Annotated in this window: 13 protein-coding genes and 1 pseudogene; 7 read left to right on the forward strand and 7 right to left on the reverse strand. The window is 61.5% G+C overall.

Features of this window, described 5'->3' with window-relative positions; genetic code table 11:
• Positions 1-2: 2 nt before the first annotated feature.
• Together BSK43_RS05710 and BSK43_RS05715 are read right to left on the reverse strand one after the other, a co-directional pair.
• Positions 3-524 carry a hypothetical protein gene (locus BSK43_RS05710; RefSeq protein ID WP_077471394.1) on the reverse strand — a complete coding sequence of 174 codons (522 nt, stop codon included), beginning with the start codon at positions 522-524 and terminating at the stop codon, positions 3-5.
• The gene (locus tag BSK43_RS05715; RefSeq protein WP_068396867.1) at positions 521-1,150 is read right to left on the reverse strand and encodes a DNA-3-methyladenine glycosylase I; all 630 of its coding nucleotides are present in this window, start codon (positions 1,148-1,150) and stop codon (positions 521-523) included. The genes BSK43_RS05710 and BSK43_RS05715 overlap by 4 nt, the downstream gene beginning before the upstream one ends.
• A gap of 302 nt (positions 1,151-1,452) precedes the next feature.
• On the opposite strand from BSK43_RS05715, the gene BSK43_RS05720 reads away from it, so the two are divergent.
• From BSK43_RS05720 to BSK43_RS05735, 4 genes are all read left to right on the forward strand, one after another.
• On the forward strand, positions 1,453-2,235 hold the full coding sequence (locus BSK43_RS05720; RefSeq protein ID WP_077471393.1) for a L,D-transpeptidase: 783 nt from the start codon (positions 1,453-1,455) through the stop codon (positions 2,233-2,235).
• A 223-nt stretch (positions 2,236-2,458) separates the two neighbouring features.
• Positions 2,459-3,157, forward strand: coding sequence for a L,D-transpeptidase (locus tag BSK43_RS05725; protein ID WP_077471392.1), 699 nt, complete (start codon positions 2,459-2,461; stop codon positions 3,155-3,157).
• Between the two features lie 313 nt (positions 3,158-3,470).
• Positions 3,471-4,142 carry a porin family protein gene (locus tag BSK43_RS05730; RefSeq protein ID WP_077471391.1) on the forward strand — a complete coding sequence of 224 codons (672 nt, stop codon included), beginning with the start codon at positions 3,471-3,473 and terminating at the stop codon, positions 4,140-4,142.
• Between the two features lie 77 nt (positions 4,143-4,219).
• Positions 4,220-4,567 carry a hypothetical protein gene (locus BSK43_RS05735; protein WP_077471390.1) on the forward strand — a complete coding sequence of 116 codons (348 nt, stop codon included), beginning with the start codon at positions 4,220-4,222 and terminating at the stop codon, positions 4,565-4,567.
• On the opposite strand, the pseudogene glcF reads toward BSK43_RS05735, so the two are convergent.
• The 3 genes and pseudogenes from glcF to BSK43_RS05750 all read right to left on the reverse strand — a co-directional run bounded on the left by glcF (position 4,559) and on the right by BSK43_RS05750 (position 8,538).
• A pseudogene (gene glcF / locus BSK43_RS05740) lies at positions 4,559-5,883 on the reverse strand (glycolate oxidase subunit GlcF). The gene BSK43_RS05735 and the pseudogene glcF overlap by 9 nt on opposite strands.
• A gap of 16 nt (positions 5,884-5,899) precedes the next feature.
• Complete coding sequence (gene glcE / locus BSK43_RS05745) at positions 5,900-7,102, reverse strand: glycolate oxidase subunit GlcE (protein WP_077471389.1); 1,203 nt, start codon at positions 7,100-7,102, stop codon at positions 5,900-5,902.
• Entirely contained in the window at positions 7,099-8,538 is a 1,440-nt protein-coding gene (locus BSK43_RS05750) for an FAD-linked oxidase C-terminal domain-containing protein (RefSeq protein WP_077471451.1), read from the reverse strand. Before BSK43_RS05750 ends, glcE begins: the two co-directional genes overlap by 4 nt.
• A 121-nt stretch (positions 8,539-8,659) precedes the next feature.
• Here BSK43_RS05750 and BSK43_RS05755 point away from each other — a divergent pair, with 121 nt between their 5' ends.
• Entirely contained in the window at positions 8,660-9,556 is an 897-nt protein-coding gene (locus tag BSK43_RS05755) for a LysR family transcriptional regulator (RefSeq protein WP_077471388.1), read from the forward strand.
• A gap of 14 nt (positions 9,557-9,570) precedes the next feature.
• Here the strand turns inward: BSK43_RS05755 and BSK43_RS05760 are convergent, their stop codons facing one another.
• Complete coding sequence (locus BSK43_RS05760; protein WP_077471387.1) at positions 9,571-10,734, reverse strand: adenosylhomocysteinase; 1,164 nt, start codon at positions 10,732-10,734, stop codon at positions 9,571-9,573.
• A 141-nt stretch (positions 10,735-10,875) separates the two neighbouring features.
• Positions 10,876-11,778 carry a LysR substrate-binding domain-containing protein gene (locus tag BSK43_RS05765; protein ID WP_136686765.1) on the reverse strand — a complete coding sequence of 301 codons (903 nt, stop codon included), beginning with the start codon at positions 11,776-11,778 and terminating at the stop codon, positions 10,876-10,878.
• 264 nt (positions 11,779-12,042) lie between these two features.
• Here BSK43_RS05765 and BSK43_RS05770 point away from each other — a divergent pair, with 264 nt between their 5' ends.
• Positions 12,043-12,540 (forward strand): NUDIX hydrolase, encoded by a 498-nt coding sequence (locus tag BSK43_RS05770; protein WP_136686767.1) that lies wholly within the window; start codon positions 12,043-12,045, stop codon positions 12,538-12,540.
• A 97-nt stretch (positions 12,541-12,637) separates the two neighbouring features.
• The gene (locus BSK43_RS05775; protein ID WP_077471385.1) at positions 12,638-14,173 is read left to right on the forward strand and encodes an inorganic phosphate transporter; all 1,536 of its coding nucleotides are present in this window, start codon (positions 12,638-12,640) and stop codon (positions 14,171-14,173) included.
• Positions 14,174-14,245 lie beyond the last annotated feature (72 nt).

A 14,245-nucleotide genomic window follows, 5' to 3' on the forward strand; every position in this document is an offset into this window, starting at 1 on the left:
CTTTACTGCCCCTGCTTGGAGCGCGGCGGGAAAAGCATCGGTCCCTGATCCTTCTGCTGATCGGCAGGCACCTGCTGTGCGGCCGGCGGATTGGGATCGATGAGGATCTCATAGGGAGCGCCGAGCCCGCGACGGCGGGTGACGCGGGAGTAATAGGGCTTGATCAGCCAGGTCGTGTCTTCGTTGACCGTGACATCGGCGGTGTTGCCGTCCTCGTCCGTGCCGAAGAAGGATTCATCGTCGTTCGAGGACAGATCGAAGATCGCCATATAGGTATATTTGCTCTTCGAGCTGAAGGTGATCCGCACATGCTGGCCCTTCTTCAGCGGCAGCATGTAAACCTTGCCCTTGCCAAACTTCGTCCAGCCCGTCAGCTTCTCCAGCACCGCCGGCAGAGCGATCTTCTCGACCTTCTCTCCCCGGTCGAGTTCCGGCATCTGCAATTGCGGTTGAGCATCCTGCGCATAGACGGCCCTGCCGCCAAGAAGCGTCAGGACAATCAGCGAGATACCGAGAACTCTCATGGCCGCACCAATGCGCAACGCAGCGCCTCGACTTCCTTGCGGCAGAAGCAACCCTCTATGTGATCGTTGACGAGACCCATGGCCTGCATGAAGGCATAGACCGTCGTCGGGCCGACGAATGTCCAGCCGCGCTTCTTCAGATCCTTCGAAATGCGCACGGAGGCCGGCGACGTCGGGTTGGCACGCAGATGCGCAAGATCGAAGATCTCCGGGCGCTCGGCAGCGGTCGGCTCCTGGCTCCAGAAATAGCGGGCGAGCGATCCGAATTCCGAACGCAGCTCGATGGCGCGGCGGGCATTGTTGATGGTGGAAACGATCTTGCCGCGATGGCGAATAATGCCGGCATCGGCGACGCAACGCTCGATATCCGCCTCGTCGAATTTGGCGACCTTCTCGAAATCGAAACCGGCGAAGGCCGCGCGGAAATTCTCGCGCTTGCGCAGGATGGTCAGCCACGACAGACCAGATTGGAAACCCTCCAGGCAGATCTTTTCGAACAGCCTGATATCGCTGACAACGGGACGACCCCATTCCTCATCGTGATAGCGCTGATATTCCGGGAGATTGCCGTGCCAGAAGCAGCGGTCCTTGCCATCCTCACCGGTGATGATGCCCGTTTCGGCCATTTTTGCGATTCGTCTCCCATTTCAGCGCATACCACTGGAAGCTGGTAAGCAATTATCGGATAAAACCAGATCCATCAAACATTTAAAATCGTAGGCGCATTCGGACGATCGCGCATTCCGATTCATGATTTACCACTTGCAAACCATCTTTCCAAACCAGGCGGTAACCCTGACAAAGGTTTATCGGCTTCCCGGCATTTTGATGAACAGATGTTTACCATTCGCTCGCGCCCAAGTGGCACCATGGTCGTGAACGGGCGCTGTCGCGCCCATCTTCGGCCCATGTGTAGAGAGTTTGTCCGATGATGAAACACGCCATTCTATGCGCCGCCGGCGCCTTGAGCCTGCTCGCCTCAACCGCCTTCGCCGACGACCGCTACCAGACGCGCCCGCCCGTTATCGTCAGCCCCGATCTGACTGCTCCCTGGGTCATGCAGCTCGGCGGCGGCAATGTGCAGCCGGTCGTCTATCCCGTTCGCCCGGGTGGACGGCGCGTCGCCAATCCGGCAGTCGAGCAGCAGGCCAACCCGCAGGTTCGTCAGGTCGTGCAGCCGCGTGGGCTGTTCTCGCGCCCCGTCCAGCAAGTCGCCATGGTGCGTCCACAATATCCGGCAATCCGCGGCCAGATCGACCCGCAATTCCTGCCGCAGATCGTCGACTACCAGACCAAGGAAAAGCCCGGCAGCATCGTTATCGATACCAACAACCGCTTCCTCTACCTGGTGATGGACGGCGGCAAGGCGCGGCGCTATGGCGTCGGCGTTGGCAAGCCCGGCTTCGAATGGGCAGGCGCCCATACCGTCACCCGCAAGCAGGAATGGCCGGATTGGACACCGCCATCCGAAATGGTGGCACGCGAAGCGGCAAAGGGACACTATCTGCCGGCACACATGGAAGGCGGCGAAGCCAATCCGCTCGGCGCGCGCGCCATGTATCTCGGCTCCACCCTCTACCGCATCCACGGCACCAATGCGCCCTGGACGATCGGCAGCGCCGTCTCCTCAGGCTGCATCCGCCTGCGCAACGAAGACGTCACCGATCTCTATAACCGCGTGAAGGTCGGCACCCGCGTCATCGTGATGTGATCGGCACGCAAACCGAAAAAGGTGCGGCGGGCATGGGCGATTACGACCTCAGACCGCGCCGCGCCAATCCCCTCTTCGTCCGCACCATTGTCGCGACTATAGCCCGCTCTCCGATAGAAGAGAGGGGCACATTTCTGGGTCGGTCTTTGCGGCGGCCAGTTTGATCTTGATCCCCTCGCAGGTTCCGGTAATTTCCCCCTGAAATGAGCGAGGGGAATGTCATATGAAAACAGTACTATCGGTCGTGGCGACAGGCGTCGCAGCGGCGTGTCTTCTTGCGGCCTCGAACGCCGCTGCCTTTACCGCTTCCGCGCCCTCCACAGCGCCGGCCACGCGCAGCGATGTGATCCGGGTCGCGATGGAGCCGCAAGGCCAGGTCAAGCCGCAGTTCCAGCGGCGGCTGGTCAGGCTGGCGACCAGCGAGGCGCCGGGCACCGTCATCATCGATACCAACAACAAGTATCTCTATCTCGTCGAAGGCAATAACCGCGCGAGACGCTATGGCATCGGCGTCGGCCGCGAGGGCTTTGGATGGTCCGGCGTGGTCAAGGTCGGCCGCAAGGCAGAATGGCCTGGCTGGACGCCGCCGCCGGAAATGCGCATCCGCGAGGCCAAGAAGGGCCACAAGCTGCCGGCCTATCAGGAAGGCGGAGAGGATAATCCGCTCGGTGCGCGCGCCATGTATCTCTATCGCAACGGCAATGACACGGCCTTCCGCATCCACGGCACCAACCAGCCCTGGAGCATCGGCCTTAACATGTCTTCCGGCTGCATCCGCATGATGAACAAGGATGTCACGGATCTCTACGATCGGGTTCCGATCGGCACCAAGGTCATCGTCGTCGGTCCCGGCAACAAGCAGGGCGAGGTCAGCTATCAGGATCGCGGTGTCGATGTGCTGAGAACCTTGTTCGGCGGCTGACGGCAGACTGATCCGCCAATCCCGATCGAATTCGACGATCAAAAAGCGCCTCGAACCCATGATTCGGCACAGCCGGCTCATTGAGGCGCTTTCGTTGCCTTACCGCCCCGACCAACTGGCTGGCTGGCGACGTGCACTGTTGCACCGTTGTTACAGCTTGAAACTTCTTGTGCTGGTCTGTCCGAAAATGGCCGTTTGCATTCAGTTGAATGTCAGTTCTCCCGCCTAACCGACCTCTGGCGACCAGTGACCGCAATAGAAGTGTCATGGAAGCGCGCTTAGATGGCGGCAGTTTGGCATCGGGGGATTCCACATGCATCGCGTATTTCGTATCAGGCAGCCGGCCTTGGCCGCGATTGTCACGTCAGCATTCGTACTTGCCGCCAGCGCAGCCTCGGCGGAAATGCAGTTTTCAGCCTATGGCGGCGTCCAGGGCGCAACCGGCGGCAATGTAACCACCTCGGATGGCGCCAATTTCGACCCGAACTGGTCGGGCAAATCCTTCAAGATGCCTCCCTATTTCGGCTTCCGCGGCATCTGGTGGCTTGACCAGTTCGACAAGCCGAACTGGGGCGTGTCGCTCGATTATACCCATGCGAAAGTCTACGGCGATCTCGGCAACACGCCAGGCTGGTCGCATTTCGAGTTCACCGACGGCCTGAACATGCTGACGCTCAACGCGCTCTATCGCTTTCAGGACCCGGGCCGCAACTGGACGCCCTATGTGGGCCTCGGCGCCGGCATCAACGTGCCGCATGTCGAAGTCACGCGCGCATCGGGCACCACCTTCGATTATCAGTTCGGCGGCCCGTCGCTGCAGGCACAGGCCGGCGTCAGCTACCAGTTCGCTAAGCACTGGTCGACCTTCGTCGAATATAAGGGCAACTACAACTTCGTGAACGATGTCTCGATCGACAGCGGCGACACGCTGAAGACCCGGGTCTTCACCCATGCCCTCAACTTCGGCGTCTCCTTCAACTTCTAAAAATATTGCCCTGACAGGCGCAATCGATCCCCTCAAGCCAGTTCAGGCGGAGGGGATCATGTGCTATAAAATTGCGCATGAGCTTTTCCTATTATCAGTGTGACTGGATCCATCCGGAGAGCGAGGAACCGGTCGTCGTCTACTACGAGGTCGATACCGCCGGCGACGTTCCGCGGCTTATCGATGTCTTTGCCGATGGCCGCCGGCAATGCATGGCGGTTGTCGATGTTGCCTTGCTGGGGTTTAACAAGCGGCGCATCACCAGCCTCGTCGAAGGCTCGTTCTACGACGGCATCGCGGGCCTGGTGGACGGCCTCTTCTTCGAGGAGGGGCAGGAGCGCATCAGCATGACACGCATCGCTGCCGAGAAATTCGAGAGCGAATGGCAGGCGCACCGTTCGGGAGAGCCCGAAAAATTACATTAGCGCTGCCGCCGGCTCCAGCCCTTTGAGCTTGGCCGGCATGTCACCGCCATAGGCCCAATCCAGCAATTCGACAGTATGCAGAATGGGAATGCCCGTTCCCGTCGCGATCTGCGTGATGCAGCCGATATTGCCTGTCGCGATGACATCGGCCTTCGTCGCTTCGAGGGTCCTCACCTTGCGCGCCTTCAGCTCGGCCGAGATCTCCGGCTGCATGATATTGTAGGTGCCGGCCGAGCCGCAGCAGAGATGGCCTTCCGCCGGATCGCGAACCGTAAAGCCCGCAGTTTTCAGCAGGAGTTTTGGCGCCATGGTGATCTTCTGGCCATGCTGCATGGAGCAGGCAGAGTGATAGGCGACCGTGATGCCGCGCGGCATGTGCGAGGGAAGATCGAAGCTCCCCAGATATTCGGTGATGTCCTTGGCGAGCGCCGAAACCCTGGCAGCCTTTTCGGCATAGGCGGGATCGAGACGCAGCATATGCCCGTAGTCCTTGATCGTCGTGCCGCAGCCGGATGCGGTGATGATGATCGCATCAAGGCCGCCTGCCTCGATCTCGCGCATCCACACATCGACATTGGCACGAGCGGCTGCAAGAGCCTGCTCTTCCCGCCCCATGTGATGCACCAGCGAGCCGCAACAGACCTCGCCTTGCGGCGCAACCACTTCGACACCAAGACGCGTCAGCAGGCGGATAGTCGCCTCGTTGATCCCCGGATCGAGCACCGGCTGGGCGCAGCCCGTCAGGATCGCGACACGCCCGCGCTGCTCCGCCTGCGCCGCGTGCCGGCCGGGCTTTGCAAAGAGGGACGCGCGGGAATGCTGCGGGGTGCAAGATCGAGCATCGCCGCAAAGGGCTTCAGCGCTGGCACGCGCCTAAATGCAGCCTTCAGCGGCCGCCCGAGACGCGCGAGTTGTAGGGCCAGTCGGAAACGGCCGGGATAAGGCAGGACGGCGGCCAGCACATTGCGGATCAATCGATCCATCAGCGGGCGCTTGTAGGTATTCTCGATATGGGCGCGGGCGTGGTCGATCAGATGCATGTAGTCGACGCCTGAAGGACAGGTCGTGGTGCAGGCGAGGCAGGACAGACAGCGGTCTATATGCGTCGTCACCTCGGCATCGGCGGGCCGGCCGTTCTCCAGCATATCCTTTATGAGATAGATGCGGCCGCGCGGACTATCGAGCTCGTTGCCGAGCGTCACATAGGTGGGACAGGTGGCGGTGCAGAAGCCGCAATGCACGCATTTGCGTAGGATAGCCTCAGACTCGGCCACATGCGGATCGGTCAACTGTTCGGGCGTGAAGTTGGTTTGCATCAGGCAGGCTCCCCCATCACGCGATCTTCCCCGGATTGAGAATCCCTGCCGGATCGAATTTTTCCTTCACGCGTGCCGAAAGCAGCGCCACGGCTTCCGGCTGCGGTTGAAAGGCCGGTGTCATCGCGCGATGGGCCGGCGTCGCGCGCAGCAGCGTCGCATGGCCGCCGCCGAGTGCGTGAATGTAGCGGCGCAGCACATCACCTTCCGGCTCGGCTTCCATCCGCATCCAGACAAGACCACCCTGCCAATCATAATAGGCATCGACACCCGCTTCGAGGCGAAGGGCGGCGACGAGCTTGTGGCCGGTGCCGGGCGCGACCGAGACGCGCCAGACGGGCCGCGTCGTACTGTCAGCATAGGGCTTCACATCGCGGATCTCCCGCCAAAGCCTGCGGCTTTCCGCTTCGGCGAGCCGTGTGACCGGGCCCAGGTGGTGCAGCAGGGCAGCGGCCAGCTTCTCGGCCCTGACCGAAACCGATCCCGGCAAGCCTTCGATGCGCAGAGCGGTCGCTTCGGCCCTCGGCAATTTGCCGTCGATAAAATTCCAGCTGACGGTCAACGGCAGGTGTGCGGCACCCGAGACATCGAGCGGCATGGCCATGACGGCCGCCATGGCTTCTGCGGCTTCCGCATCGTTGAGGCCGGAAACGACGATGGTCTCCTCCGTCTTCGGTCGCGGCGGCACGCGGAAGGTCACCTCGGTCAAGAGGCCAAGCGTGCCGTGCGAGCCGGCCATCAGCTTGACGAGATCTAGGCCGGTGACGTTCTTCATCACCCGGCCGCCGGCCTTGACGATCTCACCCTTGCCATTGACGAAGCGGATGCCGAGCAGGCTGTCGCGCGCGGCACCGCTGACGAAGCGGCGCGGGCCGGATATATTGGCCGCGAAAACGCCGCCGATCGTTGGTTCGCCCTCGGTCGTCATCAGCGGCCGATGATCCATCGGCTCGAAGGCCATCATCTGGCCAGCATTGGCCAAAGCAGCCTCGATCTCGGCAACCGGCGTACCCGCCCGCGCGGTCATCACCATCTCACCCGGATTGTAGGCGACGATGCCGGCAAGGCTGCGCGAAGACAATGTCGCTTCGGCCGCAACTGCATTGCCGAAGCCGGAGCGGGTATTGCCGCCGACAATGGCCAGCGCTGCGCCGCGCGCCGCGTGGTCGCTGATGATGGAGGCTGCGTCCTCCTCCGTTTTCGGATAGAATTCGCTCATGCCGCGTTGCGTCCGTCCAGCGGGAAGACCTTGGAAGGGTTGAGGATCCAGCCTGGGTCGAAAGCCGCGCGGACCGACATCATCTGGGCGAGATCGACCTCAGCATATTGATGCCGCATCAGATCGCGCTTCTCGATGCCGACGCCGTGTTCGCCGGTGAGGCAACCGCCGGCGTCGACGCAGAGCCGCAGAATATCGTTGCCGGCTGCCTCGGCCTTGGCAGCCTCCTCTGGGTCATTGGCATCGAACAGGATCAATGGGTGCATGTTGCCATCGCCGGCATGGAAGACATTCGCGACACGCAGGCCGTAGCGATCGACGATCTCGGTGGTCTTCTGCAGGACATAGGAGAGCTGGCTCAGCGGCACCGTGCCGTCCATGCAGATATAGTCGGCAATGCGTCCGGTGGCGCCGAAGGCGGATTTGCGGCCCTTCCAGATCAGCGCCGCCTCCGTCGCCGACTGGCACTCCCGCACGGTCTTGACGTTATGGCTGCGGGCAATGTCGACGATGCTTTTCAGCATATCGTCCATTTCGGCTTCCGAGCCCTCGACTTCGACGATCAGCAACGCCCCGACATCGAGCGGATATCCGGCATGGGCAAAGGCCTCGCAGATCTCGATCGCCTGCTTGTCCATGAATTCGATGGCGACCGGGATGATGCCGGCCGCGATGACATCGGCCACGCAGGCGCCTGCCTCTTCCGAGGTGTCGAAGCCGAACAGCACCGGTCGCGCACCTTCCGGCTTGGCGATCAACCGCACCGTCGCCTCGGTGACGATACCGAGCTGGCCTTCGGAGCCGCAAACGAGGCCGAGCAGATCATAACCCGCCGCATCCAGGGCCTTGCCGCCGAGATCGATGACGGTGCCGTCGGTCAGCACCAGTCTGACGCCGAGCAGATTGTTGGTCGTGACGCCATATTTCAGACAGTGGGCGCCGCCAGAATTCATGCCGATATTGCCGCCAATGGTGCAGGCGAGCTGTGAGCTGGGATCGGGCGCGTAAAAGAAGCCGTCGGCCGAAACGCTCTCGGAAACATGCAGGTTGGTGACGCCGGCCTGGACTGTCGCCGTGCGATTGGCGAAATCGATGTCGAGGATCCGGTTCATCTTGGAAAGGCCGAGGACGACGGCATCTTCCTGCGGAATGGCGCCGCCGGAGAGCGAGGTGCCCGCGCCGCGCGGCACGACGGGAATGCCATAGCGATGGCAATATTTCATGACGGCCGCTACCTCGGCTGTCGAACGCGGCAGCGCAACGGCCAGCGGCACGCGGCGATAGGAGACGAAGGCATCCGTTTCGAACGGCACGAGCTCTCGTGCCTCATGAACGAGACATTCGGGCGCGAGAAGATCGGCGAGATCGGCAACGATGGCGCTGCGGCGGGCGAGAACGTCGGCTCGCGGCTCCAGAAATGAAATAGCCTCGGACATGCCGTCCTCCTCCTGCATCCGCCCTTAGGCGCAGCCTCCTTTTAACGCATAACAGGCTTAGCGCTTTCCCAAAATTGGCGCAAATGATAAGCATTTATTCCAAAACGGGAAATAATCACGCATGACCAATTTAGGGGATCTTGAGATCTTCGCCAGCGTCGTCGTTACGGGCAGCATGTCGCTTGCGGGCCGGGCGCTCGGCTTTTCGCCTGCCGTCATTTCAAAGCGCATCAAGCGGCTCGAAGACAGGCTCGGAACGCGGCTGCTGCAGCGCACGACACGGCAGATTTCGCTGACCGAAGCCGGCCAGGGCTTCTATGACCGGGTGCTTGCCATCCTTGCCGGGCTGGAAGAGGCGGAGGCCTATATTGCCGGCCGCTCAGCGCAGATGCAGGGCACATTGAAGATCTCCGCCCCCACCTCCTTCGGCCGGCTGCACATCGCCCCGCACCTGATATCCTTCATGCAGGCTCATCCGGAGCTGGCGATCAATCTGGTGCTGAGCGACGAGTTCGTCGATATCGTCGGCGGCGGCTTTGATCTTGCCATTCGCATTGCCGAACTCACCGATTCCAGCCTGGTGGCGCGACGCCTTGCGCCGGTGCGCCGGGTGCTTTGCGCTTCGCCCGCCTATATCGATATCAATGGCATGCCCAAGGATATCGACGATCTGCGCCGCCATACCTGCCTGCCGGCACACAATCATGATCCCTGGCGATTGGATGGCCCGAACGGAAGCCTGACCTTCCGGCCGGAAGGCAAGCTGATCACAAATTCCAGCGAAGTGATCCGCGAAGCCGTGATCGCCGGCCTCGGCATCGCGCTGCGCTCCACATGGGACGTCGGCCCCGAGCTGCGCGACGGTCGCCTCGTTCAGGTGCTGCCGGCCTATGAGGGGTCGCACAATGTCACCCTTTCAGCCGTCTATCCGAGCCGGCAGTTCCTGCCGGCGAAGGTCCGTGTGTTTATCGACTTCCTGACCGAACTTTATGGTCCCGTGCCCTATTGGGAGCGATAGAAGCCGCCTGATTGCTATCGCGCCAGGTCCAGATAGGCCGAGGCGACCATGGCATCGATATCCTTGGGAACGGGAATGACGCAGGCTTCCTTGCCAAGGCCGCCCTTGGCGACACGCTCCAGGCAGCGCGCCTGCAAGGTAAAGCCGAGATCCATGGATTCGACGCTGTTGCCGAGCGGGCGCGGACCGGCAAGATTGGCCATGTGGCCGCTGCCGAGGATGTGGAAGACACGGCCGTCGCGCATGCGGATGGTCTCGATGTGCTCGGCGGCGTAACGATCGATGCCAGCGACATCAGGGCTATTGCGGAACGCGTCTACATCGATCTCAAGTGGGAAATGGCCGCCATTGAGCAGGATCGCGCCGTCCTTGATCAACGGCAGATCGGCCGTGGTGATGATATCGGGATAGCCGGTGACCGTGATCAGGATATCGGCGGAACGGATTGCCGCCTCGCGCAGCGGAGTGGAGAAGCCGTCGAGATGCGCCTCCAGCGTCGTCACCGGATCGATGTCGACGACGCTGACGGCGGAAAAGGCATTGCGGAAGCATGCCGCCGTGCCCTTGCCGCAGGCACCATAACCGAAGACGGTGACGCGTTTGCCATTGGTGGAGCGGTTGGTGAAGCGCAGATAGCTCTCAAACAGGCTCTGTCCGACAGCATGCCGGTTCTCGGCGAATTGCTTGATCGGACTGTCGTTGATGACAAGGATCGGCATGGCGAGCTTGTCGCGCATCGGCAACAGCCGGGTGCGGCCTGACGTCGTCTCCTCCGTGCCGCCAAGAAGATTGGCATAGGGCTTTTCGGCGGCGCGGACGAAGAGATCGCCACCATTGTCGAGCAGCAGATCCGGCTTTTCGGCAAGGATCGCATCGAGGCTCGCACCATGTTCGCCAGCGTCGCGTGTCTGCGTGGCAAAGACGGTGACGCCCTGGGCGCGGAGATAGTCAACAGTTTCCGGCTGGGTGCTGTTGAGATTGCCGGTGCACACCAGACCTGCACCGCCGGCGCGCAGCGTCATCAGCAGCGCCACCGTCTTCGGTTCCAGATGAATGCCAGTGCCGATGGTCAGGCCGGCAAAGGGTTTCGTCTCGAGAAATTCCTTGGCCGTCGCGGCCAGCAACCGGCAGCTTCCGGCAACCCAATCGATGCGGGACAGAGAAGAAGGCTGGTCCATGATGCGCTCCTGGCGGCTGGTTCGATGCGGCGATCTGGCATGACGGGCGGCGGGCTGTCGATGGACATTGCAATGCGCCCCATGGCAGAAAATATGCCATACTCGCCTATTGTCGTGATCAAGCCAGGTAGCGCGCCGAGATCACTCGGCTCCGGCCTTACTCAACCAATCGGCCAGCCGGACAAGTGCCGGATCCTTTGTGTCGCTGCTGCGGATGCTGAGACTGTAGCCGGCCGGCCGGCGAATGAAGCCGTAGGGCGCAATCAGCGTACCGCGTTCGAGATCATCACCAACGGCCGTACGGGGTGCAATGGCAACCCCAAGGCCGGACCGGGCGGCGCCGATTGCCAGCAGTAAATCCTCGAATTCACGACTGCCGGCAAACCGGACGGGTGCGCGGCCACTTTCCGCGAACCAGTCATTCCAGAGACTTGGTGCGGAACGGCTACCCAAGGCGGTTGCGCCAGCCAGAGCCGCGACGCCGGCCTTAAGGCCGAGACGATCAGCGACATCCGGCATAGCGACGGGGCCGAACTCATCCTCCATAAAGCGAATAGCCGTGATATCGCGGGTCGGCCTGTATTCGCCGCCCATGATCACCGCTTCCAGATCGGAGCGCCTGGCCAGAGGCTCGACTGTAGCCATCGGTACGATGTCTATGTCCACGTCACCAAGGGCTGCCTGGAGATCGGCGGCGCGCGGCATCAGCCACCAGACGGCGAAAGCCGAGGGGACGCCGAGCCGGATGGTCCGTCGACTCCCCTCCGACAGCTCGACCGAAGCTCGGGCGAGAATGCCGAAGGCGACACCGATGGAATCGGCGAACGCCCTGCCCTTCGCCGTCAACACCAGCCGGCCGCCTTCTCGATCGAACAGGGTCACGCCGAAATGGGCTTCGAGCAGGTTCAATTGCTGCCTCACGGCACCGCGCACGACACCAAGTTCATCGGCTGCCTGCAGAATGCTGCCGCGACGCGCGACAGCATCAAAGGCGCGCAATGCGTTCAGTGGCGGCAGGCGTTTGGGCGGAGCGCGGTCGGACATGGCAAGGTTTTATCTTTCTTTCCAAGGCAATAGCAGGCGATTCGAAGCAACTGCGCCATCTGCGGCATCAAAATGCTGTTGACTGTCGCTTTCAGCACAATCACTGGCGAATATCAGGGGACAAACCCTCGCATTTTTATCTACTCACCACTCAATAAATTTGTGGGGAAATACCATACAGCCGCATATGGGACGCAATTTTTTTCCACACAATGTTATGATTGAATCGACGCTGCACTCCAAACCTTAAAGGTGAACCGACAATTGGCCATACTCAGCCGTATAGCAAATGATGTGCAACTCATGTTTCGGCGTCCGCCGCGACAGCAGTATGCCGCGCTCTGTTATCGGGTGAAGAAGAAAACGGGAGATCTCGAGGTGCTGCTGCTGACCAGCCGCGACACCGGCCGATGGGTCATTCCGAAGGGATGGCCGATGCCGGGCAAGCTCTCCCATGAGGTGGCGGCGCGCGAGGCCTATGAAGAGGCCGGCGTGCGCGGAACGGTGGAGACCGAGGCTCTGGGCAGCTTTGGCTATGACAAGGTACTGAAGGACGGCATTCAGGTGCCGTGCCGCGTACAGGTCTATGCGCTCGAAGTTAGCGAGCTTGCCAAGAACTTCAAGGAAAAGGGCGAGCGCTCCATCGAGTGGGTCTCCTGCGACGAAGCGGTCAAGCGTGTCCGCGAGCCGGAACTGCGGGATCTCATCCTTGCCTTCGCACAGCGTATGACGCAAACCGGCGCCATCGCACAGGCGAAGTAAGCCATATTACTCACAAGAAATTGTGTCAGGATGGATAGTGGATATTGCGTGGCCTATCGGGCGGCGCAATACGAGAGTTTTTGTTTCAGAGAATTGCATGCCCGACCGACCGGCCACACCTGTAAAACGGACGCTCGACAAGGACCTCGACAAAGTCACCTATGTCGAGGACGCGACCTATCACGTCACGAAGCGCCTGGTGGCGCCGGGCATAGGCCTGATCTTCCTCGGTCTCGCCCTGGTCTTTGCCGGCATCTATGTGCTTGACCAGCCGCGCGCGACGCTGATCCTCGCCGCTGTCGCACTTGCCGGCTACATGGCCATGAACATCGGCGCCAAGGATGTGGCGAACAATGTCGGCGCCGCTGTGGGCGCACGTGCGATCACCATGACGCAGGCCCTTGTCATGGCGGCCATTTTCGAGATCCTCGGCGCGACGGTTGCGGGCGGCCCCGTCATAAACACCATCTCGACGCACATCATCGATACCGATCGCATCGTCAGCATCGGCAAGCTGGCGTGGCTGATGATGGCCGCACTTCTGGCCGCAGCGCTCTGGATCAACTTTGCTACCTGGCTGAAAGCACCTGTTTCGACCACCCATACGATCGTCGGCGCAGTCGTCGGCGCAGGGGCCGCAGCAGTCGGCCCGGACCTCATTAACTGGAATGTGCTGGCGGCAATCTCCGCCGGCTGGGTCATCACACCCTTCCTCGGCGGCACCATCGCCGCCGGCATGCTGTTTTTCATCAAGACCTTCATCGTCTATCGCGACGACAAGATTGCAGCCGCCCGATACTGGATTCCCATCCTGATCGGGCTGATGGCCGGCGCTTTCTCGGCCTATCTCGTCGTACAGCTCGAACCCAAGGATGCGATCCCGCCCCTTTTGAACCTTGCCATCGGCATCGCCGTCGGCATCATCGCCTGGCTCGGCGCGCGGCCGCTGGTGGCGGCGCAGTCTGCCGGGCTGGAGAACAAGAACAGCTCGCTGCGCCAGCTTTTTCGCCTGCCGCTGATCTGTTCGGCGGCGCTGATGTCCTTTGCGCATGGCGCCAACGACGTTGCCAATGCCATCGGTCCGCTTGCTGCGATCGTCCGCGACATCGGCATCGGCGGCTCTCTCAACGTCATTGCCGAAACCACCACGCATAAGGCGCCCTATTGGGTCGTCATGATCGGTGGATGCGGCATTTCCGTCGGCATACTGCTCTATGGCCCACGGCTCATTCGGCTCGTCGGCGAGCAGATCACCAAGCTCAATCCGATGCGGGCCTATTGCGTGGCGGTCTCGGCAGCCCTCACCGTCATCGTTGCTGCCTGGTTCGGGTTCCCTGTCAGTTCGACCCACATTGCCGTCGGGGCAGTTTTCGGAGTCGGCTTCTTCCGCGAATGGTACACCAGCCATTCGCGGCGACGGCTTGCCTATATGCGCAGCAAGGCCGAAGCTGCCGGCATTCCCTGGCACGAGGCCGACAATAACGACGAGCGCAATCCCGATGAGATCCATCGCCGGCGCCTTGTCCGCCGCTCACATTTCATGACCATCATCGCCGCCTGGGCGATCACCGTTCCGGTCGCGGCCCTGCTTGCCGCCGCCGTGTATTGGGTTATGGTCGCGCTCTTCATTTAGAGCGGTTCAGCTTTCCACCGAATCTCTGAACCGCTTTATCTCTTTGTTTCTATGCAATTCCAGGAAAACCGC

The organism is Rhizobium sp. P44RR-XXIV (genome assembly GCF_001999485.2).
Classification (GTDB): Bacteria; Pseudomonadota; Alphaproteobacteria; order Rhizobiales; family Rhizobiaceae; genus Rhizobium.